Annotated in this window: 21 protein-coding genes and 1 pseudogene; 5 read left to right on the top strand and 17 right to left on the bottom strand. The window is 59.8% G+C overall.

The genetic code is table 11. The features are described from left to right. The first annotated feature begins 2 nt into the window (after positions 1 to 2). On the top strand, positions 3 to 521 hold the full coding sequence (locus tag AB8808_RS09630) for a hypothetical protein (protein ID WP_369928848.1): 519 nt from the start codon (positions 3 to 5) through the stop codon (positions 519 to 521). Here AB8808_RS09630 and AB8808_RS09625 read toward each other — a convergent pair. The 7 genes from AB8808_RS09625 to AB8808_RS09595 form a co-directional block, all read right to left on the bottom strand. Beyond that, positions 498 to 713: a hypothetical protein gene (locus AB8808_RS09625; RefSeq protein WP_369928846.1), complete on the bottom strand. Its 216-nt coding sequence runs from the start codon at positions 711 to 713 to the stop codon at positions 498 to 500. The two genes, AB8808_RS09630 and AB8808_RS09625, sit on opposite strands and share 24 nt — an antisense overlap. Positions 714 to 784: 71 nt before the next feature. Then, a complete protein-coding gene (locus AB8808_RS09620) occupies positions 785 to 1,129 on the bottom strand; it encodes a ribonuclease E inhibitor RraB (protein ID WP_369928844.1) in 345 nt (114 codons plus the stop codon). A gap of 496 nt (positions 1,130 to 1,625) precedes the next feature. Further along, the gene (locus AB8808_RS09615; protein WP_369928842.1) at positions 1,626 to 2,255 is read right to left on the bottom strand and encodes a DUF416 family protein; all 630 of its coding nucleotides are present in this window, start codon (positions 2,253 to 2,255) and stop codon (positions 1,626 to 1,628) included. Positions 2,256 to 2,265: 10 nt separating this feature from the next. Then, positions 2,266 to 3,300: an RHS repeat-associated core domain-containing protein gene (locus tag AB8808_RS09610; RefSeq protein WP_369928840.1), complete on the bottom strand. Its 1,035-nt coding sequence runs from the start codon at positions 3,298 to 3,300 to the stop codon at positions 2,266 to 2,268. Continuing rightward, a complete protein-coding gene (locus AB8808_RS09605; protein ID WP_369928838.1) occupies positions 3,300 to 8,687 on the bottom strand; it encodes a hypothetical protein in 5,388 nt (1,795 codons plus the stop codon). Before AB8808_RS09605 ends, AB8808_RS09610 begins: the two co-directional genes overlap by 1 nt. 647 nt (positions 8,688 to 9,334) lie before the next feature. Further along, entirely contained in the window at positions 9,335 to 9,784 is a 450-nt protein-coding gene (locus AB8808_RS09600; RefSeq protein WP_369928836.1) for a hypothetical protein, read from the bottom strand. A gap of 415 nt (positions 9,785 to 10,199) precedes the next feature. After that, positions 10,200 to 11,687: a recombinase family protein gene (locus AB8808_RS09595; protein ID WP_506193259.1), complete on the bottom strand. Its 1,488-nt coding sequence runs from the start codon at positions 11,685 to 11,687 to the stop codon at positions 10,200 to 10,202. Between the two features lie 251 nt (positions 11,688 to 11,938). Here AB8808_RS09595 and AB8808_RS09590 point away from each other — a divergent pair, with 251 nt between their 5' ends. From AB8808_RS09590 to AB8808_RS09580, 3 genes are all read left to right on the top strand, one after another. Then, positions 11,939 to 12,520: a hypothetical protein gene (locus AB8808_RS09590; RefSeq protein WP_369928832.1), complete on the top strand. Its 582-nt coding sequence runs from the start codon at positions 11,939 to 11,941 to the stop codon at positions 12,518 to 12,520. Positions 12,521 to 12,765: 245 nt separating this feature from the next. Continuing rightward, entirely contained in the window at positions 12,766 to 14,019 is a 1,254-nt protein-coding gene (locus tag AB8808_RS09585) for a retropepsin-like aspartic protease family protein (protein WP_369928830.1), read from the top strand. Positions 14,020 to 14,118: 99 nt separating this feature from the next. Further along, entirely contained in the window at positions 14,119 to 14,697 is a 579-nt protein-coding gene (locus AB8808_RS09580) for a sulfotransferase family 2 domain-containing protein (RefSeq protein WP_369928829.1), read from the top strand. Here the strand turns inward: AB8808_RS09580 and AB8808_RS09575 are convergent. The 5 genes from AB8808_RS09575 to AB8808_RS09555 all read right to left on the bottom strand — a co-directional run bounded on the left by AB8808_RS09575 (position 14,694) and on the right by AB8808_RS09555 (position 18,527). Further along, the gene (locus AB8808_RS09575) at positions 14,694 to 15,779 is read right to left on the bottom strand and encodes a Fic family protein (protein WP_369928827.1); all 1,086 of its coding nucleotides are present in this window, start codon (positions 15,777 to 15,779) and stop codon (positions 14,694 to 14,696) included. The two genes, AB8808_RS09580 and AB8808_RS09575, sit on opposite strands and share 4 nt — an antisense overlap. A 67-nt stretch (positions 15,780 to 15,846) precedes the next feature. Further along, the gene (locus AB8808_RS09570) at positions 15,847 to 16,542 is read right to left on the bottom strand and encodes a DUF6817 domain-containing protein (RefSeq protein WP_369928825.1); all 696 of its coding nucleotides are present in this window, start codon (positions 16,540 to 16,542) and stop codon (positions 15,847 to 15,849) included. A 2-nt stretch (positions 16,543 to 16,544) separates the two neighbouring features. Further along, a complete protein-coding gene (locus AB8808_RS09565; protein WP_369928823.1) occupies positions 16,545 to 17,303 on the bottom strand; it encodes a hypothetical protein in 759 nt (252 codons plus the stop codon). 236 nt (positions 17,304 to 17,539) lie between these two features. Then, the gene (locus tag AB8808_RS09560) at positions 17,540 to 18,115 is read right to left on the bottom strand and encodes a 2OG-Fe(II) oxygenase (RefSeq protein WP_369928822.1); all 576 of its coding nucleotides are present in this window, start codon (positions 18,113 to 18,115) and stop codon (positions 17,540 to 17,542) included. After that, positions 18,105 to 18,527, bottom strand: coding sequence for a hypothetical protein (locus AB8808_RS09555; protein ID WP_369928820.1), 423 nt, complete (start codon positions 18,525 to 18,527; stop codon positions 18,105 to 18,107). Before AB8808_RS09555 ends, AB8808_RS09560 begins: the two co-directional genes overlap by 11 nt. Positions 18,528 to 18,964: 437 nt before the next feature. On the opposite strand from AB8808_RS09555, the gene AB8808_RS09550 reads away from it, so the two are divergent. Continuing rightward, the gene (locus AB8808_RS09550; protein ID WP_369928818.1) at positions 18,965 to 20,713 is read left to right on the top strand and encodes a bifunctional sulfate adenylyltransferase/adenylylsulfate kinase; all 1,749 of its coding nucleotides are present in this window, start codon (positions 18,965 to 18,967) and stop codon (positions 20,711 to 20,713) included. Positions 20,714 to 20,795: 82 nt separating this feature from the next. Here the strand turns inward: AB8808_RS09550 and AB8808_RS09545 are convergent. The 5 genes and pseudogenes from AB8808_RS09545 to AB8808_RS09525 all read right to left on the bottom strand — a co-directional run. Further along, a pseudogene (locus AB8808_RS09545) lies at positions 20,796 to 20,915 on the bottom strand (transposase); the annotation flags it as partial. A 263-nt stretch (positions 20,916 to 21,178) separates the two neighbouring features. Next, entirely contained in the window at positions 21,179 to 21,409 is a 231-nt protein-coding gene (locus AB8808_RS09540) for an Imm32 family immunity protein (protein ID WP_369928816.1), read from the bottom strand. 36 nt (positions 21,410 to 21,445) lie between these two features. Continuing rightward, complete coding sequence (locus AB8808_RS09535; RefSeq protein ID WP_369928814.1) at positions 21,446 to 21,829, bottom strand: hypothetical protein; 384 nt, start codon at positions 21,827 to 21,829, stop codon at positions 21,446 to 21,448. Then, complete coding sequence (locus tag AB8808_RS09530) at positions 21,830 to 22,141, bottom strand: NTF2 fold immunity protein (protein ID WP_369928813.1); 312 nt, start codon at positions 22,139 to 22,141, stop codon at positions 21,830 to 21,832. Between the two features lie 634 nt (positions 22,142 to 22,775). After that, the gene (locus AB8808_RS09525; protein ID WP_369928811.1) at positions 22,776 to 23,141 is read right to left on the bottom strand and encodes a hypothetical protein; all 366 of its coding nucleotides are present in this window, start codon (positions 23,139 to 23,141) and stop codon (positions 22,776 to 22,778) included. Positions 23,142 to 23,206: the final 65 nt, after the last annotated feature.

Raw genomic sequence — 23,206 nt, 5'->3', positions numbered from 1 at the left:
GGATGTGGTTAGTTCTGTCGGGGGCCGGCTACCTTTCTCCCAATAATGCGTTCGCTTTCGAAAGTAAGTCTGGGCCAGCCGCCGCTGAAGTCGTCGCCCACCTGTACCGTGACCATGCGTGGGAGGCGATGGCGTCGTCCTCGGGACCTAACGATAAAGGCTTTGGGCCGCCGATAGCTCAGGCGTCACGGCAGGTACTGGAGCAATATTTCGAGAAGCACCTCGTAGACCTTCTTGAACGAGATGCACGTTGTGAGGATAAACATGAGGGAGAGGTATGCAACCTCGACTTCAACATCCTCTTTTCCTCTCAAGACCCGGCTGCCACCGACTTAAGTGTCGAGGCAATCGGTCAGAACGACGTCATGGTGTCATTCACTTACCCGAGTAACAGCGAGAAGATCCGCATCGAATATGTCACTGTCGAAGCATCGGGTGGCTGGAAAATAAAAGACATCATTTTTCACAACAGGAACAACTTGAGTCTGGTGAAGTTGCTAAGGCGATCTACATCTTATTGAGCCATGAGCATTCTGGGCTACGTGGGCCGCCATGACGATCGCTCCCTGCCCTTGCTCAGCAGCATCTGCGGTAATCCTGGCCAGAAGCACGCGTGCTTTGTCAAAGTCCCTTGCAAGGACCGCTTGGCTCATCAGCGCGGCCTGCCGGCTCAGTGCGGCCAATGCCTCGATGGCGTCTTCATGGATGTCCATGCGGCATCGTAGTCCGGGCCGCTTCCGTCAGCAACGCCGTGGAGGGCTTTGCTAGCCCCGACTAAGCACGATCATGCCTCGCTGACGATGCGAGCACCCCAGCCGTCGTAGTTCACCTGGAAGAGCGCAGCGATGCACTGCATAAATCCCGATACGGAAAGCATGGCGTGCTGTTCTACTGCCATTGAAATCGTCGCGACAACGCGATATTCGCCGTCGGCCGGTGTGATTGTCGTCGTGGCGTACTGATAGTCACTCAGGAACCCGGCTACGGCGGATGCTCGGCTCTCTTCCGTAGAAACAAAAACGAAATCAACCGGGCGGTGGCAAGCGAACACATCCCCCTGCCGGTCACGAAGGCGCAGGAGATCAATATCTGCCTGAGCGGTTGCTGCTAAATCTTTCACGATGCTCATCGCATGCCCTTTAGATGACCCATGCAAGATTCAGACGGCATCGATCTTCATGGAGCGAAGCCATTTATTTTTACCGCCGGCGTAACCATCTCGCATGCGATCTTGGACAGGTTCGTCAATCCAGGCCGCTGTACGCTAATGTTCTTGAGACGAGCACTCGGGCCACAGTCATCTATAACAGCGCTCTCATCGAAAGGTTTGTTCGAGAGGAGAATCGCGCCTAGGTTATGTCGCCCAACCATTGGTTTACGACCACCACCCAAACCCCATCCCGGAGCGTGATCCGACCGATGGCTGCCACTTCATCATCGGTGATGTAAGCCTGCAACCCTTCAGTCATAGGTACAACGGTGCCGTCTATCGCTTGACGGTCGTTGCTCCAACTTAACCTCACGGCGTCATCGTCATCGCGAGCGTTGAAATCGACTTGAAATCTCAGCATTGCTACGTTCACGACGATGAGGACCAGTCAACGATCAGCTGAGTATGATGGTCATCAGGACAGAACAACACCCGCGGGCGCTCTGATTATTCTGAGGTCGCGATAGTTTAAATCGAGAATTCGTCGGGCCACTTGCGCTGCGAGCAGAGGGCGGTCGCTGGCTTCGTCCGCAAGAAATAAGAGGTCATCTTGCATTCGTGCGATCTCCTCGCTCATCAAAGAAGATTTGCCGCTCATGAGCGGATGATCTTCACTGATGCCACCGCTAAACCTCAACCGCTGCGTAAACAGATCAATGGTGTCTATCTGCGCGTTGATTGTCGATTCAATCAAGCGTTTCTCTGGTTTCTGAATGAACTCCAAGAGATTGCAAGCAATATCTACCGCATCCATCGCAGCCGGCGTGTGTACAGTTCCATAATCTTCTGAGTCTGGGGCGACCTTCTCACATTCGTTGACCGATACAAATCCAGGCTTCGAGTCAACCTCTGCCTCCAGATAGCGCCAGCAACTGGCCACGGCCGCGAGGACCTCACCGGAGCCACGGTGTCCAGACTCCGCAGCGAACTCAAAAAACAGCGGTACCGCCCGTTCGAGGATGCACAAACCGAAGGCGAATTGGTGTAACTGGCTCAGGTCCTCGAGTGCATCGACGAGGCTCTCGATTTGTGCGTCCACGCTCATGCTTACATCCTCACCGTTGCTTGAGCGGAGATAGTGCCTCCACTCCCTCGTCTTGCAAAGTGCCCGCGCACGATGCGCAAATCGGCCGACTTGCAGCAGTTCCAGTGGGTGTCAGCCCCATTCCTCTGGCCGCATTGATGCCATTTACCTCAGCATGAACGCCGGGAACGCCTTTTCCGTAAACTTCGCCTGGTTCAAGCGCGCGCTGGGTTGTCTTTCTGAGATACCCCTCACTCGACGAGATGACCCGTACACCCTCGACCGTGTCAGTCACCGCAATCGTCGTCCCCGTGCTCGTGCGGGCACTGAGCGTCTGCGCAAGATCATTCGCGCGCTCGGCGGCAGGCTGCGCTTCGCCGATGGTGGGCTTTGGCTCAAGGCCAAGCTCTTGCGCGACGATATGGTCCGAGAATGTCTCAGGAAGCGGCAAGGGCGGCGGCGGCGTGGAAAAACCTGCCGCGGCCATGTTCGGGCCGATGGGCGGATTCAGCCGCGCGAGTGCAGCACGGGTTTCTGCTTCAATTTCGTCACCATCTTCGTCCTGCTTTCCATCCGGGTCCACCTTTCCGATGGGATCGTTCGCCGTGTAGGTGAAGCGCCCGAACTCCGTCGGCGTGCCCGCCTTCGTAGTAACAGGGTCAACGGAGAGGAAACGGCCCACGCTTGGGTCGTAGTAGCGGGCCTGCATGTAGACCAGGCCGCTGTCCGTGTCTTCCACATGCCCCGCATACCCCGGACCTTCTACCGGCGTGCCGCGTGAAATCGTGCCATACGGCCGGTAATCGGTATTACTCAAGACATTGCCGGCGGCATCGGCCGTCGCCAGTACCGTGCCTTGCTGGTCGGTGTAGTAGTAAGTCACCGTCTCGGCCGCGTGGCCAAGCCCCGCAAAAACCAGCAAGGCCGTCCAGACCAACCAAACCGCGGCAAGCCGGACGCGCCAGCTTGTGCGATCGTTCCGGCCAGTTCTCCCCAAGCGCTTGCCGCTGGTCGGTGCGACTGAGGCATTACCGGCATTCAGCGTGTGCATCATGTTCGTCTTCATCAGTCAGCCTGCGCGTAGTCGGAGCAGCCGGTGTCGTTGCACGCCCGCACCAGCGCGGTGTACTTCAGCACGGCGGGCTCTTGGGTGGTTCCCAGCAGGAAGCTCAACGCCGTGCCGGAATAGACCTGGGCCCGTGTGTCGCTCCGGATGGCCTCGTACCGAGTGGCCCCTGCGACGGCGGCCCAACTGACGGTCCATCGGTCTACTTTTCCGTTGCCCGTCTCGTTGAGGAACGGCGAGGGTTTCGCGGGGATCAGCGAAACGACCACTGTCACCGCGCTGCTGAAAGGACCGCACCCGGCCGCGTTGCAAGCCTGCACCTGGTAGACATAGCTGCCGTTGCCTCGCCCACTGGTGGTCCAGGAGGTGGAGCCGTTGGACTGGACGACATGGGTGCCCTGGTTGTCGGCGTTTTCCGTGATCGTGTAGCTGGTCGCGCCGCCGACGGCGGTCCAGCTCAGCGAATAGGCTCCATTGGAACTGGTGCCACCGCCGCTGAGGCTGGGTGCGGCGCTTGGGGGTACCGTCACGGCCACGGCGCCGCTGGCGGTAAAGCCACTGCACCCGTTGGCGTTGCACGCCCGCACTTGGAAGCTCACGCTGCCGCTGGTGCCCACACCAATCGTGGTCGAGGTGCCCGCCCCGCTGTAGACCGAGGACCAGCCGCCGCCATTGATGCTCTCTTGCAGCTCGTAACTGGTGGCATAGGTCGCGCCGTTCCAACTGACCGCGATGGCGCCGGTGCTGGTCGGAGGCACAGAGATGGCCGCTGGTGCGGCGGGTACATGGCTGATGGTCACCTCGTTGCCGCCAGTCCAGGTGCTGCAGCCGTTGGCGTTGCACGACTGCACCTGGAAGCCGTAGGTGCCATCGGCGGGCTGACTGATCGTCACGCTGGTGCCAGACACGCCAGACACCGCCTGCCAGGCGCCGCCATTGATCTGCTCCTGCACCTTGTAGCTGCTGGCGTTGGTCGCCGCTGCCCAGGTGACCTGAATGGACGACAGATCCGCCGCGGCGCTGGCCGACACGCTGGCCGGTGCAGGCGGGGCGGAGATGGACGCCGGCACCACCGCGTTGGCGCCGCCGGAACCGGACAGGACCACATCGGTGCCGCCGTTGGGCGACTTGCCCACGACATACAGCGACTGCCCAGCGTGAGCCACGCGGAAGGCATCCGACAAGGGAATGTCGAACCGATACGATCCGCTGCCGACTTGGCAGGCCTGCGCCACGGCCGCTTCACTGGCCACATTGGCGGTGAACGTGCCCATCGAAGTGCCCGTGCCCGGGCCACCGTTGACGAAGGCCTCCACCTGGATTGACTGGGCCAGACCCGTGGAACACGACCAACCGCGCAAATCCGCAGTCACCGAGGTGGCATTGGATACGCCATCCACATTGCCGACCACCTTCGACAGGCTCGCTTGCGTCGAGGCGACCAGTTGTGGCCCGAGATAGAGGTAATCCGTTCCTAGGGTCGTGGCCGCATCGTAGGCAAACATCAGCTTGCCAGCGCCGTTGTAAGCCCAATACTTGCTGGCGCCGCCCTGCCCGTTCTGGCTGCGCACGCGGCGGCCCGCCGCGTCGTAAAGGTATCCATCCTGCCCCTGGATGCTCAGCAGCCGGTCCGCCTGGTCGAAGGCGAGCGTGGCGCCATCGCGCTGCGCCGTGTTGCCCCGCGCATCGTAGGCGAAGGTGTGGATGGCCGCTCCGCCGCGCTGGATGGCCGTGAGCCGATTGTTGGCGTCGTAGCTGTAGTCGGCCTCACCGTCACCGTTAGTCAGGCTGACCAGGTTGTTGAGCGCATCGTAGCCATAGCTTTCGGTGCCCCATAAGCCATTCGATGTCGCACTGCTCAGCCGGTTCAAATCGTCGTAGACGAAGCTCGCGGTGCGCTGCTGGCCTGTCGTCAGGTCCGTCCGACTCAGGACATTGCCGTTGGCGTCGTAAGCCAGGTCCTGGCTGACCGCCATGCCGGCTGCCGTGCCGTAGGTCTGACTGTTCAAGAGTTGCCGGCCGTTCTCGCCGGCCAGATAGGTCGCCTGATTGCCGAGATTGAACGCCTTGAGCTTGCCGTCGGGAAAATACTGGGTGCCTGACGCGTAGGTCCCCGCGGTGGTGGGCCGTCCAAAGCCATCGGGGGCGGCCGCGACCGTCTTGCCATCGGGGTAGCTGACCGAGGCCACCACGCCCTCGGCGGTATAAGCGTAGTCCAAGGGAAAATTGAAGCCGTCGATCGACAGGTGCTCGGCGGTGAGCAAGCCGCGCAGGTTGTAGCCAAAGGTCCATGAGACCAGTCCGGAGGTCGCCGTCGACTGGCGTCCCGCGTGGTCATAGGTGAAGGTCGCTGGGTCGGTCCCCGACGGATACACGATGGAGGTCACCCGGTTGAGGGCATCGTAAGCCCGCGTGGTCTGGGCGGCGGCGGCCACTTGGTCGTAGCCGCAATCGGTGCCCGTCAAGGCCAGTCCGGCGGCAGTCCAGGCGACGTTGTCGGCCCCGTCGTAAGCCGTCACCCGATCACCCGATTCCGGGTCATGGATGCGACAAAGCCGATGGACGCTGTCGTAAATCCAGGTGCGCGTCAGCAGCGCCCCCGACGAGGTACCCTGAGCCAGCGACTGGACGTTGCCGTAGATATCGCGGGCAATGGTCTGCACGATGCCTCCGGCCGTCACCGAGACCGGGCGGCTCGTATCGGGCTGGTCAAAGACCTGGTAGGCCGTGCTCGTGACCTTGCCGCGCGGGTCGGTGACCTGCACGGTCGCTCCGGCCCCATACGCCGTGGCCGTATTCAAGTTGCCCAGTTCCGAGGTCGCGGTCTGGAGCGTGGTGCGTCCAAGCACATCGTAGGTCGTGCTCAGCCCTGCGGTGATGCCCGACAGGTCCGGTGCGCCGTCCACGGGGTAGGAAGCGAATCCTTTGCGGCCTGCCCAGTCGTAGGCCGTCGCTGTGGAGATCGCCGCACCTGTGGCGGTGTCCGTCGTGGTGACCAGCACCGGACGCCACAACGCGTCGAAGTACGTCGCCGTCGTTTTGGGGCCTTCGGTGACCGAGCGCACCCAATGGCCCGCCGCAATGCCCCGCTCGGCACTGGACGAGAAGCCGTAGGTGTAACGCTTGGCAGACCAGGCGACCGAGTCGCCGGTGGGGTAATCGACTTCCGCCATGCGCCCCAGGGCATCGTAGTGATACTGGGTAGTGGCGCCGACCGGATCGGTCACGCTGGTGATGTCACCGAAGTCGTCCACGGCGAACTGCTCGGTGGTCTGGTCCGGGAAGGTCACGGTCTGCGGGACATCGCGCTTGTAATTGCCCAGCGTCGTGGTGTGGCTGTTGCCATCGGTGAACGACGCAAGGCGGCCCTGCGCGTCGAACTGATAGGACATCAACAAGTGCTCAAACGTATAGTGCGCGGACAGCACCGAGGTGGTGGCGTCATACGCGTTGCGCTGCGTGATTTCCTGGTTGTCGGCGTTGACGGTCGACACCGGAAGCCCCAAGAGCCAATGCGTCGTATCGTTGAGATAGGTGTGGGTTTCGTGGGCCGCCGCCTGCCCCGCCACATCGCTGCTCCGGGTCACCGTCGACGGGTTACCAAAGGCGTCAAAGCCATCCGCGGACCAGGTGAACACATTGCCATCCTGGCTGATCTGCCGAAGGTTCAACGGCTGCTGATTGTTCAGTCGGTTGATGTTGGCCAAAGGATCGAGCGCAAACCCCAGCGGGTTGCCCAGCCCTGCTGCCGCAACATCGGCATACGCATTGGTCTCAACGCGCGTCGCTGACCCATCCTGCGTGTTCAAACCCGTGTGCGTGACGACCATCTTGCCTTCAAGGGGGCCATCGAAGGTGTTGTCGAACTCCGTGCGCACCACGCTGTTGTCGGGCTGGGTCACGTCCGTCCACGCGGTGTGGGCCGGGCAGACGCCGGAGGGGCACTGATCTGCCCAGTAGAGGGTCGGATTGCCGTAGGCGTAATTCCATGTGCTGTCGACGCCAGCACCCGTGTAGTGCTTCTGGGTCAGGGCAATGTTGAAGTACGAGGCCGGCTTGAAATAAGGGACCTCGGTGGCCGAACAGGTCGTCGGTGGCCGGCCGTCGCCTTCTCGGATGCGCTGCGTTGGGGTGACCGTGAAGGACGCCGACAGGCCGCTCGGGGCCTGCATCGTGCCCGAGAACGGTTTGCCTTGATTCGAGACCTGGAAGTAGCCGTGCGCGCACGAGGGCGTGAGCCCCATGCTTTGCCCCACTGTGGCCGACAACAGCCCCTGCAGGCCGAACTGCCAACTGGAGCCGTCCGGCAAGGCAACGCCCGAAAGACGCCCCAGATATTGGGTGGTGTTGGCCACCAGCTGGGATTCGTCGGCGTACTGGTAGGTCCAGGTGCGCGATGCGCCGGAGGCGTCGGTCAGCGTGATGTGGTCGATCCAATCGGTCTCAGGCCGCCAGGTGAGCGTCACGAGGCGGCCGTCGCTAGCGTCGATGCTGGTCAGCCGGCGTCCGGTGTAGTGGTATTGAATCCAATTGCCAAAGCGATCTTCGACTTTGGTGGCCACCGCCTCGGCGGCCGCGATGCGGGCGGTGACATGCTTGCCCGGCGGCGGGTTCGACAAGGTGGCGCTGGGCGAGCTGTAGTAGTTCAGCCAATTGAGGTGATACCGCAGACCCGCAGGAGACACCGCCAGGAACGCATCACCAGGCTCGCCGGACGCCGTCGCCGCCTCACAGCCGATCATCCAATGCGACGGCGTCATGGCCACGAACGAAATCGGCTGGCCTGAGGCGTCCGTCATGGACGGCTGCGGAGTACTCGTGCCCCGGCTGAGCACCGATTGAGAGCCCTGCCCCGGGATTTGCAGCGCATACCCGTGCCACCAGTTGAGGCTGTCGAACAGGGCACCGTTCGTCCCCGGCAGCATCGGGTCGTGGGTCATGTTGGCGCAGCGGTCATCCGGCACCTGGCCGTTCGCTTGCCACTGCCCGCCAAAATTGGCGTAAGCACCGGAGGTCGCCGCGCCGACCAGACTGGTCAGACGTGGCACATCGAGCTGCCAGTCGGCAAAACCGCCGTCCTCGGGAAAATCCAAACTGGTGCGCCAACCGGGGCTAAACGTGCGGGCAATCACGATGTCGGGGCCGGTGCCCTTCAGGGTGATATCGACCTGGCGAAACGACAGCTCGCCCGTGTAGAGATCGAGCGCTTCGCCGAAGGCGTTTTCCCCGAGTGGCGCGATGTCGTCGGACATCTTGATGCGTCGGTGGAACTGCTCTTCCGGGGTGGCCTCATCGGAATCAGCATGCGCGATCCAGGTAGATGCGAGGCACACCGTGATGACCATCGCGCTCACTGCGCGACGCACGAACGAAACCTGCTTGCTCACAGCCATTCCTTACGCTGAGAGCGATGTGATGAGCCGCCCCCTCACTCACCTCGCGGTCGGGATGGTGATCCCGGACGCGCTGTCGGAGCCTTCATCGCGTTTAGGCGTGGCGCCTGCGGTGGATGGCTGCTGGGCGAGGAGCTTACGAGACAGGCCGCGTAGGGGTTCCCTGAATTCTCTGTAGGCGAAGCCTGACAAGATCGTAGCAACTTGCATGCGTTAACGAACGCGCGAGCAATAGCCTGCGCGCACGCGAATCATATTGCGCTACCGCAACTTCTTGCAATCGAATACAGCTCAATGATCCACAGGTCAAAAGGTTTGTCGGGCGTGCCCCAGTGCCACCGAAGGCCTTCGGTGGCATCTGACGCGTCCGAAATGCTCGACCCGCTCGTCGCTCCAAGCGGGTTACCGATGCGGCGAACACACCCATCAGTGTCCCATCGCAACGCAAGCGGATACCGCGACCGACGACGCGATGGAAATCAAGCAAGAACGGGGATGATTTCGTTGCCACCGTCATCGCCCGGATCGTTCTCCATCGAATCCATCCGCATCCCTGGTCGAGTCGCGAGTGGCTCACGAAAGCGCCAAGCGAGTTTCGGGACTCGACGCACGGCAATTTCGCGAAATTCCGACTGGACGAATTAATTGCCGCGCGACTCGACCGATAGCACCGAAAGCGTCAACTCGGTCGCAGCACCAGCGTGTGGCAACCCCGAGGAAATCTTGCCGACTAGGGTGACGTGCGTTCCGATAAGCCCGCGCAGATCGGCTGGCTTCATGCCGGGGAGCACGTTCAGCGAAAGGTCGTACTGATGTTTCGACGCCCCATTCTCACTATCAGGCCGGGCATCGGCACGCATCGAAATCGGCTTATCCAAATGCAAGTAGAGGTATTCGCTGGTCGCCTTGTCGTCCGGCCCCGCCATGAAGTTGGCATGCCCAGACATCACCGTGCCGGTAAGGCGATGTTGCGCGGGCTCGTAGCTTATCCATGCCACCGCGCTGTCTTGACGCTCGTCCACCTCGAACGCCCACGCCGAGCCCGCAACGGCTAAAGCTACGGCGCCCAACCACCACACGGATGACTTCATGCTGCACCTGATATTTTGGAGAGAAGGTTTTCCGCAGCATTAAAACGCTCTACTCCATCGGATGCCAGTGTGCCGCCGTCTGCGACCGCAACCCCCAGCAAGGTCACCAATGCCTCCGGGTGAGCATGGGCCAGCCATCCCAGCACCTCGGACGCGGGTGAGGATTGGGGCCAGTGCGGCTCGACACACGAGCAGGTGGAGCACCGACCGCACCCCGCCTTCGCCTTTTGCCGGCGCCAACAATGCCGGAAGCTCGTCGAGCAGCCCCTGGTGCGCGCCCATGAGGCTTCGAAAGGTCGGATCTTTGCGCAGTGTCAGGAAGACCTGGGCCGCCGCCGCACACTGCTGCCACGCACACTCTGCGGTGGCCGACAGCTCCGCCGCCACAAGGGCCTCCCGCGTGACGCGGGCATCTTCACGGGCATGCACGGCGACCTCCGGGGCATGAGATGCGCGACAGCTCGGTGACGATGGCCAACGACGGGTGGGTGTAGAACCGGACGGCAGCTGACGGGCGATGGTTGACCCACGCCGGCCAGCGGTCCGCCTGGACGCGCGGCAAAATCAGATAGTCCAGGGGTGCGGAGCCGTCCTCGGCCATGCGTGCCGCCACCACGATATCGACCGAGCGGCGCCCGGGGCGGACCTCCCACCGGTAGGACCCGTGGTACGAGCCGGCCTGGAGCAGGCGCACCCGCAGCGTCCACACCCCGTCGATACGCAAGATCCAATCGTCGCGCTCGACCGACGAGCCGGCGGCCCGCAGCTGCTCCATCAGCAGATGCAGGATGCTGAGCCGCCAGGGTCGGATGCGCTCCCGGGTATCGCCATAGGTGATGTCGCGATCCTGGTGATACCCGATCTGCCGATAGGCGGCGCGCAGGGCGCCAAATCGGCGCAGGTAACTTTGGGCGGTCGGGGCAACCGGGTCGTGGTCCAGGAGCCGACTGGTGACCCGTCCGTGCTGCCGCCACACCCCACGCATAGCGTCCAGCATCTCCGCGTCGGTGAGCTTCCTGGCGCGTGCCTCACGCACCGCCTTGGCCCGCCAAAAGAGCGCGTCCGGCACCAAGGCCTCAAAGGCATGCGCCACGCGCACCTCGCGTTCGGGGGTGCAGGCCCCACGGGGTTGCCCGATGGCCTGGGTGGTTCGGGCAAACACGGAGGTGCCGATGTAGCGCTCATCGTCGAGCAACTGACGCATCCCGCTCAGGCTCCATGGCCGGCCATGCTGGTTCGGCGTGCCCTTGGCGTTCAAACGGCGCACGATGGCGTTGCTGTCGAGGCCGGCGGCCGACTGCTGAAACAGCCCGCGCACCACGCGGACTTCCTCGGCAGGCCCAGGCACGAGCTTGACGTGATCGGTGACCAAGGCCTTTTGTTCGCCCGGCGACAACAGGCCCTTGGGCCGACCTTGGGCGTCGACCAGCATCCGCCGCAGGCCGTAGCCCGGCGGGCCACCCATGTGAAAGCCTGCGCGGACCACATGGCACTGGCCCGCGAACACCTTCGCGGACAGTTCGCGCGAGTATTCGGCGGCCATGGACCGCTTCAGCCCTTTGAGCACCGCCGACAGGGGCGTGCCGTCCGCTTCGAAGGGCTCAGCGATGTAGATAACCCGCACCCCGTGGCGCAGGCACAGGTATTCGTAAAAGGCCGCCTCATCGGCGTTTTGGAAGCGTCCCCAGCGGCTGACATCCAGGACCAGCACGGCGTCGAACCCAGGGCTGCCTCGCTCGATGTCGCCGATGAGCTGTTGCAGTCCGGCCCTGCCCTGCAACCGGAGGCCGCTGCGGCCCTCGTCGCGGTAGGTGCGCACGACCGTCATGCCGTGCGCGGCTGCGTAGGCCTGGATGGCCGCGGCCTGGTTGACCGGGGAGTATTCCTGCCGCTCGGTGGACATGCGCAGGTATTCGGCGACACGACTGTTCGCCCTAGGGGCAGCACGACAGGGACGATGGACCATGGTCTGGCTCCGTCGAGAGCCCCTGCCCCAGGCACGCTACGCCGAACCGTGGGAGCCAGCAATCCCGTGCCGAACAGGTCTATCGATCAGGCGCCGTTTCACGAGAGAGTGTCGCCCGAGCGCGTACTCGGTCCCGTCGCCGCTACGAGCCCAACGCACCGCATCGTCCACGCAGGAGGATTGACTCGATGAAGACCTTGGCTCCAGTCCTATGCATAGCCTTCCTGGCATCCGCGTCTGCATCGACGCTGCTGCACGCTGAGGACACTCCACAACCGATGTCGCTCGGCGACTTGGTGTCTGGTGCGATCCCGCTCATCCCAGGCACGGCCGCACCGATGCAGAGGTACCTCCATGCGCGCAGCGATGCTCCAACGCATGGAAGGACAGGTTGGCAATACCCGGCCATTGGTTACCGGACCAAGGAGGGTGCGCTCCTGCGCATCACCCTGATCGCCGATGGGGACAACCCTGCCCCGCCGCCGGTTGTGCGCGTGCTGGCCGCCATTGATGCATCGGGCTGCGTGGATGGTTCAGGCCTGCGCAACGACCTGACCAGTAAGCGTGGGATTCGCTGGACTGCCCTCAGCTCCAACGATGGGTGGACAGCGACGGATTCGGGGAAATATCTGACCATCAGCCAAATGGGCCATTGCGTGACCTCCGTCATCATCGATGTCCGGCGACAGCCTCGCGTGGGGCCGGCGGCGCGCCCTCTCAGAGTCGATGCGTCGGGTCATGTGACGCAGATTCCTTTACCTCACCATTGAAGGCCGACGCCGAAGCGCAGCGTCTTTTCCAGTCGATGAGTTTGCGCACCGAAAACGCTCCCAGCGGCGGCGCCTCCCTCCATCTCGTGCAGGCCCAACTCAGGCTGAAAAAGCTGCCGACCGAAAGCAACTCCAGATTGTAGACACGTACTGCCACGTTGCCTTTGGCGAGGACTCGCCGATCGAAAATATCCTCCTAAGACGTATGATCGGTGCTGAGAAGTAGAAAAGGAAAGGCTTAACGCATGCGCGAATTATTACGATTCATTCTCTGTCTTTCTGGATCGCTCATTGCCATTGGCCCGACCGCCAGTGTAGCCTCGCCGGGAGAACCACCTCAGCGCGCCATCTCCCGTGTAAATCGGGCACTTGCCGGAGCGGACCTGGGCACCTTGATCGAGATGCGCAACGGCCAAGATTCGGTGGCACGCATCCTCGCCGGCATCGCCATTGAGCGTGTTCATTTTAACTTGGACAAGTCGTCTGCCGATGCCAAGGCATGCGAGGCGCAATTGCATGACACTCTGCCGAATATCGCATTTTATTGTGCAAGATTCGTGTCCAGCAACCTGCGACTTGCCGGAAGGACGCGAGAAGCCTCGCTCGAGGAGATCGACGTTGTGCGTCGATATCAGGGGTTGGTGCCGGCTTCGTTGCTGGACAACTTCGATTTCAAGCAGGCACCCGCCTTCGCGGCCTTGCCGGATACGAAGGTGATCCTGCCCACAGAGCCCTCATCCATTCCCGTGAAGAAAAGCCAGTCCCGCAATACCACCGTAGAAGTCACCATCAACGGCAAAGCCGTGACGCTCAAGGTCGACACCGGGGCGCCGACCATTCTTGGCGCAGAGACAGCGGGACGGCTCGGTGTGCGCATTGTGCTGCAAAAGGACGGCGTCATTCGTGGTGCCCTCGGCAAGGAGTCCGTGAAGCAGCTGGGTATCCTCGACCGACTATCGTTTGGGGGCGTCACTATGGAAAACCTCCCTGTGGCCGTCATCCCGGAGGAACACAACGCCCTTGGCATGGATGTCCTAAAGCGACTCGGCGCCTTCGAGTTAACCCAAACGTCCCTGGTTATTTACGGAACGGGAAGGCAGCAACCTGTCTGCAACGAGCCACTGCTCGTCAGCTCGACGTTCGTGGGCGCCACGCCTGCCGTGGTTCACGCCATCAAGGTCAACGGAGTTTCGTTCAACGCGCTGATGGATTCTGGCAGCGACTTTTACTTGACCCAGATGGTCAGGGGAGATGCAACCGATCATGCCTCGACCGAGGCGCTGGCCATTAAAGATGTGAATCAGAGCGGCCAATCGGTGCAATCCGAGCGCATCACCGCCAACGTCGAGTTGGGCGGCGTACCTCGGACAGCGACGTTCACCTCACTCCGAGGGACCGCTGTGCCGTACGACTACATCCTTGGAAACGGGGCATTTAAAGATGTCAGCCTTTTTGTGGATTTTGACCATCGGCGCAGCTGTTTGATTCCCGTGCCCTGATGATTGGTATAGCGTCGGTGTTAGCAGCCAATGTTCACGAAGACGCCCCCGTTGTGTCGCAGCAAGATAGAATACCAAAGTCCTCCCTGGTCCATCGCCATGCATGTCGACAACGCAAGCAAAACCATTTTCTTCCACAACCCGAAGACCGGTGGGCGATCCATCATCGTCGGCTTGGGTCTCCCCGACGACACGCGCCTGAAGCTTATTCACTTCAGTCCACGCGAGGCGCGGCGATGCATCTTTCAAGATGCCTGGCATGAGTTCTTCACTTACAGCTTTGTGCGCAATCCCTGGGAAAGAATGGTCTCGCTGTACGAGTACCATCGAAGTGTCCAATACGGTATTTTTCAGAAGATGAATTTGTCGCACACGCTTGCCCGCCAATACAATTTTGATGAATGGATAGCCATCAATCAGGCAAAGATTCGGCAATCCAACTGGTTTGGAATGCCGCAAGCCCACTGGATGGACGGCGTGACCCGGGTCTACCGATTCGAGGATTTTGATGCCGCGTTTAAGGACATTTCGGAACGCATGAACAAGAAAGTCACTACCCCGCATATCAACCGGTCGAATCGCTCGTCCTACCAAGACTACTACCGGAGCACGGACAGCATTGACATTGTCGGCACTATTGACGCACACGTCATCAAAGAATTTGGCTATCAGTTCTAGGCACAAGGCCAGTAGGGGTAGTCCGGCTCAATCGTTGGCGTCTCGAAGTGCCCCACTGGCCGAGTGCTTGTCGAAGCCCGCGCACGCGGCTCAAGCTTTCTTCTGCAGTGAAGATCTTTAAATAGGGTGGCAAAAGGGCGACTCTCATACAACCAGCCGCCTTCGACCTTCGCACAGCGGCGATGCAGCAATGGATGGAGTTCATCGGTAGATTGGCCGTGTTCAATACGGACCACCGGTGAAGCCATACACGGAAGAATGTCGTCCAGTTCGAACCCCATGCTTCCAAGGTCCAGAACGTTCTGTCTGGACACCCTTGCTATTTCCTCGGATGCTTCTAACAGCCGCGGCCAAAGTCGAAAAAGTGGCGCCGGGTTCCCTCCCCTTGCCGCCAACTGATGCTTGGCAATCGAATGACGCCAGCGAACCATCACATAGCTGGCGGCGGCACTGAGGACAAGTGAGCCGGTTGCGCGAAGCACATATGCTGACACCAATGCCCTGGCCATGCGCCCGTTGCCGTCTTTCAACGGGTGCAGGCTCGTAAATTGGAAATGAAGCTTCCCCATCGCACTGGCATCGTGTCGCGTGCCATCGTTGAAGAAGTCGATGAGGTCGCCTGCCAGGCGCTCATAGTGCCTCGCCTCGGGGCAGATCCAAGACGATCGGCCCATCGAATGCCCCGATCCAATCCACACCCGTTCTTTCCTAGGTAGCTGGGGCGACAACAGTCCAAGCTTCAGTGGGGCCTGTTGCAGGACCGACTCGCTTAGACCTTCTGCCAGGCATTGAATCACATCTAGGAACCGGGCTGCTGCTCGTTCCAGTGCCTCCAGGCGGCCCTTGCTGCAATACGCCAGGACCTGGGACCGGACGCTCCAACTGCGTGGCTGGGGCAAGCGACTCGCTGAAGCCGAAAACAGCAGGCCCGCGGCAAGTGCACGCGCGACCGACGGTGCAAATGTGATGCCGGTGCGAATCGGTGCAGAAACGGGGATACCAGGACTCCACTGACGAAGCGGCGTGGGGACGAAATACCGTTGCGATCCTTCGTCAAACGACAGCGCAATGAAATACCCCATGCTGAATGGAGGTGAGCAGGGTGCGCTGCCGTGGCATGGCGATGCGTCATTGCCGCGCCCCAGCACGTCAGCCCAACTCCATCAGTGCTCTGGTCAGGTGACGCTCTTTGGATTCCAAGGTGTCTGCGCCTCTCAAGGTGACACAGTGGCTCCAGACTGCCGCCCCTACCTTTTGGCTACCCCGATAGAGGTATTCGGGAAGGACCTCGTCACCGGTGTAGGGCGGTAGTTGCATCCTGGTCCGTTCGAGGAACGCCTCAAGGTCACCTCGTGCTCCCCGCGGAACGACTGCACGACGAACGTCCGCCGCCAGTAAGTTCAACATAAAAGCGCGACCCGTGCCCTGCTCCAAGAGATTGGCTGCCTCGACAAGAATCAGCGCCTCTAGCTCACCTATTTCGATGGAGAGTTCTTCATCGACGCCGGCGCTTCGTATCGATAGAACGCCGGTGCGCCAGGCTTTAAGCAAAGAAGCGCCGTCCCGGATCAACGAGAACACCTTGATGAGCCGTAATGCATCGGCCGATACCATCGCAGCAAGGCGCGCTTCAATGTCAATGGTGTCCGGACACCATAAAAAGCGACGCGTTCCCAGCACGCTGTGCATCAGACCCGCGTCTTGCACCACCTGGGAGCACCCCCATCGCCTTAGGAGTGCCTGCGTTCCAATCAGATGGTCATATAAGGTTCGCCCACTGTGGCGGGCCCGATCAGCACCGATGAACTTCAAAAAGGCGAGTTTATCGCCTTCGTCGGCTGACATCTTTATGCCTGAGAGAACATAGTGCCGCTGTCACCACCTGAATCTCCGCCCGTGTCGTCTCCATCGTCGCTATCGCTGTCGCCGTCGCTGTCACCGTCGTCGCTATCGCTGTCTGAATCGCCGGACTGGCCATCACCGGTGTCCACGGTCCCCGATGACTCGGTGGCCGTGCCAAGTTCGGTGCCATCGGGGGTCACCACCATCACGCCGTAATGCAGGCCCTGCGCCTCGATTTCCGATTTCGGCAATACCTGATTGGTGTCCGTGAGATACCAGACATCAGAGGGGTCAGGGAGCGAAGGCCAGTTCACGCTGACCAGGTTGTTGGTGAAGTTGGCCACGTTTTCTTGGTCGGACGCCACAATCAATCCAGCCACGTCGGCAACCACACCCACCACGGTTGCCACTGCAACCACCTCGGGTGCGGCAGCGAAGACGGCCACTGCCGCGACCACGCCAGCGACATTCCCCACGAGCGTCAGCGCGTCACCGGGATTGATGCCCTTGCCATCTTGAAGATCCATGCTCATCTTCAAGACGGTGGTGGTGCCCGCAAACAGGTTTGTCTGGATGGCTATGGGCTGGAGAAAAGGGACGGCGTTGGTAAACGTGGCGATGAGCTGCGCGTCTTGATTAACCAGGTTGAATCCCTGGTTATTGTTTTTGGACGCGTCTACCAGCTGGTTGGCCAAGGATCCCGATGCGTCGGCTCTGCCCGCATGATCAATCGCAGAAAAAACGATTTCTATCTTCGATGGCATAAAAATTACGTCCCTTTACTTTGTATTGATCAAATAAAGCAGCCAGAACACAGCGGCAGTCGTCACCAGCTGACTCACGACCAAGGTCCAGCCTTCAGGTCTCTTCTCTGCGATCAAGCGCTTGCAGATATAGGTGACCCCAGACTCTGCACCCCATGCCTTCCTGTATTTCCCCACAATGGACCAACTCAAAAGGCCCGTTACAGCCACAATCAGATACAGAACTGTTGTCAGCTTCATTCGTGTGACTCAAGTCGCAACTTGTACATCAGCGTCGTTCTAAGTACGGGACAATCCCTACTGGGACTTCGAGCCACGTGTGGAATCGTGCCGTTGAACAAAACCAAGCGCCCCGGCACCGGCGTGACCGCAAGCGTTTCCCGTCCGGGGAGGAAAAACACGGTCTCCCCAGCCCACGCATCCGCCCAGAACTCATTGGTGTAGATGATCGCGGTGATGTCGTTTTCGTGGGTGCTATCGGTGTGTATCTTTCCCTCGAGACCGTAAGTCAACCCGTTCGCATAAGCGCGGAGCAGGCGAGCCTGCTGACCACCCGCTGCGGTTTGAACTCGGTTCCAAAGTTCATCCACAACGGGGAATCGCCCCAGCGGATACTTGTTCTTCTTGGTCTCGGAACGCCCCTCCAACTCAATGAAGTGGCGATGCCAGTAAGGGTACCGGTCCGTCTTGGCGTTGGACTTCCACCCGAACGACCAGACCTGTCCGCGGAACAGCCGCTGGAACTCAACCGTCGCCACCTCTACAAATTCATCGATCACCAGAGGCCGGCTGAAGCTGGCTTCAGGCGGCATTCTTTTTCTTCCTTCTCAACCGCCACACCTTGGATGCCAGCTTCGGATGGTCAACCAGCCGAATCTGGAGATACAGCTTCTCGTGTTTGGGAGCGGCCAGCGTCGCACGCGTGCAAAATGACGTACGCGGATTCGAATAGAACATGTCCGAATAGATGGGATTCGACATGTCGCGACTCTTGGAAATAATCATTTGAAACGGTATTGCAATGGTCGATTGTCCCGACTGCGCCACGCGCATGGAGACCAGCATCTGATGCTTGACGCGCTTGAACCGCAAGTTCGTGCGGTACTTGCCGCTGCTCTTGCTCGCCGCGGGCACGGCCATCGCCTGGCCGGTGGAAATTGCTTCCAACAGTGCGACGCCAGCAGTCGCACCCAACAGAGACTTCGTAAAGTTACGACGATCCATTCAATAACCCTCATCCAGAGAATAAGAACGAATTCCAAGATGTGGCGTTGCCACGAAAACGTGGTGGGCTTAACTGAACCCACGACTTTGAATCCTGGATCGAGCGCAAGTATCCTCCAAACGGGAGTGCTGTCAATATCGCCATTGCGTCGCAATAAATAGCCTTTTCCCACAAGAAAATGCGCTTCGCAGATCACACTTAGATCAGGATCAGGAGCGTCATCGACGAGCTTGCGCGGCACATCCGTCGCATGAGGCGTGTGTGGTGATTTATGTTTATTTTGATCGCGCAATTCGCTCGGCGATAGGCGTGTTCCCAGCTGCCTAATATCTAAAAAGCGTATCGCGTGGTCGGGGCTTGTCATGACACGATGCGGGCTTGCCACGGATAACTTGCTTCAATTTTCTCTGTGCATAATTCATGAGGTGCTCGCGGTATGTCTGACCATGTTTTGGCATCGCCCCCACTTACCGCCCTTGCCCATCCTCGCGGCCACCTGCTCCATCAGCTCTACCTCCCCGAGGCAATAGCAGCGAAAATAAAGGCGGGTGCGACCGATCTTCCAAGCATCACACTAGACCATCGCCAACTTTGTGATCTCGAACTTCTGCTCAACCGTGCCTTCTCACCGCTCGATGGCTTTATGCGCGAAGTGGACTACCAAAGCGTTGTGGATCGTCTTCGCCTAGCCAACGGGCTGCTGTGGCCGATGCCCATCAATCTGGATGTCTCCGAAGCCTTTGCAGCCACGCTGTCGCACGGGCAGGAGGTCGTACTTGTGGATGGAAAGGCGAAGTCCTTGGCGATCCTCTCTGTCAGCGACATTTTCAGACCCGACCGGAAGCATGAGGCGCTGAAAGTGTATGGCACGCTCGATATGTCACACCCTGGCGTGGCTGAGCTTTTCACGCGTGGACCGGTTTATCTGGGTGGGCGTTTGCGGGGGCTGCAGTCGCCTGATCATTCCGATTTTTCCGACCTGAGGCTCTCACCCCATACCCTTCGCCAATGGTTCGAGCGGCAAGGATGGGAGCGGGTTGTTGCCTTCCAGACGCGCAACCCAATGCATCGGGCGCATGTGGAACTCACCCGGCGTGCAATGGACGCCGTCGAGGGCAAGCTTCTCCTCCACCCCGTAGTTGGGCTCACAAAGGACGGCGACATCGATGCCCAGACCCGGGTGCGCTGCTACCGGGCATTGCTGCCCCGATACCCTGAAAACTCGGTGAAGCTCGCCGTGTTGCCGTTGGCCATGCGGATGGCCGGCCCGCGGGAGGCGTTATGGCATGCCATCATCCGGAAGAACTTCGGAGCCACCCACTTCATTGTTGGACGAGATCATGCGGGGCCGGGCAACGACGCGGCTGGTCATCCCTTTTACGCTCCGCTCGCAGCCCAGGAACTGCTCAAGTCCCATGCACATGAGTTGGGCATAGAGATACTGGCGTTTGCGTCCATGGTTTTCTCACCAGCAAGACGCTCCTATGTATCAACCGACGAACTGAAGGAAGGCGAGCCAGTCCTCGATGTTTCCGGCACCCAACTGCGCCAGCATCTTCGGAACGACACACCGATCCCTGGTTGGTTTACGTACCCGGAGGTCGAAGCCATCCTCCGACAGCGTTTCCCGCTGCGATCTCAGCGGGGCTTCACGGTTTTTTTTACAGGGCTATCCGGCGCAGGAAAGTCAACGATTGCCCAAGCCCTTCAGTCCTCAATTGTCGAACTGACCGGCCGCCCAGTCACCATGCTCGATGGGGATGAGGTTCGAAAAAATCTTTCTGCAGGGCTTGGCTTTTCCCAAGCTGACCGTTCAACTAACGTACTTCGCATCGCGTATGTCGCTGCCGAAGTTGCCCGTCACGGCGGCATTTCCATCTGCGCGCCAATTGCCCCTTACGCTCAAGACCGCGAGCGGGCACGGGCCATGGTGGAAGAACATGGCGATTTCATTGAGGTGCATGTCAGCACGAGCCTAGATGTCTGCGAGGCGAGAGACCCCAAGGGTCTTTATGCCCAAGCCAGGGCGGGAACCGTGAAAGCCTTCACCGGCATCAGCGATCCTTACGAGGTACCCACTGATCCCGACATCCGGCTGGATGGCTCAACCCTCACTCCGATCGAACTGGCCGCACACATCCTTACGGAAATGCACCGAAGGGGGCTACTGATTTCCGACAGATAAAGCGTCCAGATGCACCGACCTACGCCCCGGATCTAAGCGATTCCAAAAGCCTGAGGCGGTCGATCGAAATGTTTCGCTCTGCCGACTCCAGGTCCTTCAGCCGCTTGGCCTCGGGCACGCTCATGCCGCCGAACTTGCTTCGCCACAGGTAGTAAGAGGCTTCACTGAAGCCGTGCTTGCGACATAGGTCCTTGACCGGCATGCCTGCCTCGGCCTCGCGCAGGAAGCCAATGATCTGCTCTTCGGAAAAACGCTTCTTCACGTCCAATCTCCTTCTTGTGGGGGATTGAACTCGAAACCGGGGCGCTACTCAAATTTGGGGGGACGTCGAGGTGTACGCGCTCACACTACTTGACCAGGGATCTCGAAGAGAGTTACCGGATAATCGAACACGTTGCCCGCATTGCTGCATCCAATCGTATTGTGAGCAGCGGTGAATGCGTTCGGTCGAATGATCGATATTCATCACGAAAAGTGTTCGGGAGCGGCCACGATCACCTCATGACCACCGACGATAGCGTCCGGTGTGTCTGAGTAATGTTCGTGGTCACGTCCGCCCCCTGACGCTTGCTTGTCGGCATGCGCTAAAAAGAACTGTGCCAGCGAACGCAGCTGCTCCGGGCCTGCAAGGAACGTGACCTCATCCATGGTCAACAACAGGTCCGGTGCCATTTTAGAGCGACCGTAGATTTTCACTCCAGGACTCGCAAAGAAACTCTGACAAGGGTGAGCCTAACCAATCGAAGCTCCATCCGTGTCCACGCGGACACCCTCCAAATCGCGGACCGAATCGACCAAAGCCCGGTATTTTCTGGCATATGTCTCCAGCGTCTCCGGTTGAAAGCCACGATAAGCCAAGGGTCGAGGCGACGGGTGCACGTGCAATGAGGCAACATCGCTGTATCGCACTGGGCCTGACCCGAACCCTGGATCGCGAATGCCCTCCACATCGAAATCGTCCAGCTGTAGAGGTGCCCACTCCTCATACTTTTCTTGGCTTCCTGCATAGCCAACCGTTACCCACAGTCGAGCGCCGTCTAAAAAACGATCAGCCTTTGTCATGGCTTCTGCAAAACGCCTGACAAGTTCAGGCGGCATTTTCTGAAACTCGTTCACCTATTTCATGTAAGCCATGACGTTGACGATACATCCCGAGTTCCGGTCAATCCACACAGCCATTCCGCCGCCAGTCGCTGTCGGCTGCGACGCATTTCCTTGAACGATCCATACGTTCCCGCGTCCCTGAATCACAGTTAGTGGAAGTTGCTTTTTCACCTCAGCCTCGCCAAATCTTGCTTGCAGAATTGCCAGCGCCACTGCCTCAGCGGTTCTCTTATCCGGAACATAGTCGGGATGATTTGAACCTGTGGCTTGCACACTCACCGCTGCTACCAACAGTACGAATAAAATTGAACATCTACGAATCATCGATGAATCACTCCGTTATCACCCGCACTTTTTCAAATTAATTAAGACTGACGGATTGGTGGGAGTTGTTTCCTGCACGTGTCCCCCAGTGCCCTCCGCTGCATCAAAGTGCAGCGCACCCGCACTGCTTGGAACGGTTCGAGCAAGGTTAGATCTCGCTCTCCTGGCATCACTCTCAGCATCGCCGGTGGGCGACCGAGTGGATCAGGTCACTTGACGAGTTCTCGCTAGGGGTGAACACCGACTCCTAGGCCAGCCCGCGCCCTAGCGCGCAGTCCAAGTCAACCTATCGCTAGTCGTTTCGACCGACTGAAAATCCTCAAGAAAGGCGGATAGTTTGCCGAACTTTAGTTGTGCGATCGGCGCTTTCCGCCTTCCACGCAGCTCACACCAAACCGACAACGACTGGACATCGGCATATTCTACCGGACCATCTCCGAATCCCGGGTCCAGAATACCCGTCTTCGTCATTTTCTCGATGCCCCATGGCCCAGTCCCCTCCGTAGACTCGGACATTCCCGTGTAGCGCACCGTGACTCTCAGCGGGGCACCTCCCTCCTCCTCTTCAATTTTGCAAAGCATTCGCAGAAAAGAGTAAAGGCTGACCGATGGGCTTGGAGCATCCGACATATGGCTATTCTGTCGTGATCCCGGCGTCGTCTATCCGAACGCCCTCGCAAGATTCGACAAGGTCACAAAGCGTTCGATATTTGAACGAATATTGTTCTAACGATTCCGCGCGGAATACGTGGTTTTGGGCGGAGCGGGGGACCGCATGGACGGTAACTTTCTCTACATCAGAGTAGGCAATCGGTCCCGACCCAAAGCCCGGGTCACGGATCCCATCTTCTGTGATGTCCTCCAGACGCACCGGTGCCCACTCGTCATATTGATCGGAAGCACCCGTATAGGTCACCGTTACCCAGAGCGCTGGACCATCCCCTGCATATTCGGCACGGTGAAGGAACTCCGCAAACTTTCGCAAACGCTGTTCATCCATCTCACAAACCTTATGGCGCGCGCGAAGGAGAGAAGGCTAGGAAGCCCATCGACCTTCTCGCACGT

Source organism: Xanthomonas sp. NCPPB 2632, assembly GCF_041228075.2.
Classification (GTDB): Bacteria; Pseudomonadota; Gammaproteobacteria; order Xanthomonadales; family Rhodanobacteraceae; genus Luteibacter.
This window is presented reverse-complemented; position numbering and strand designations above follow the sequence as displayed.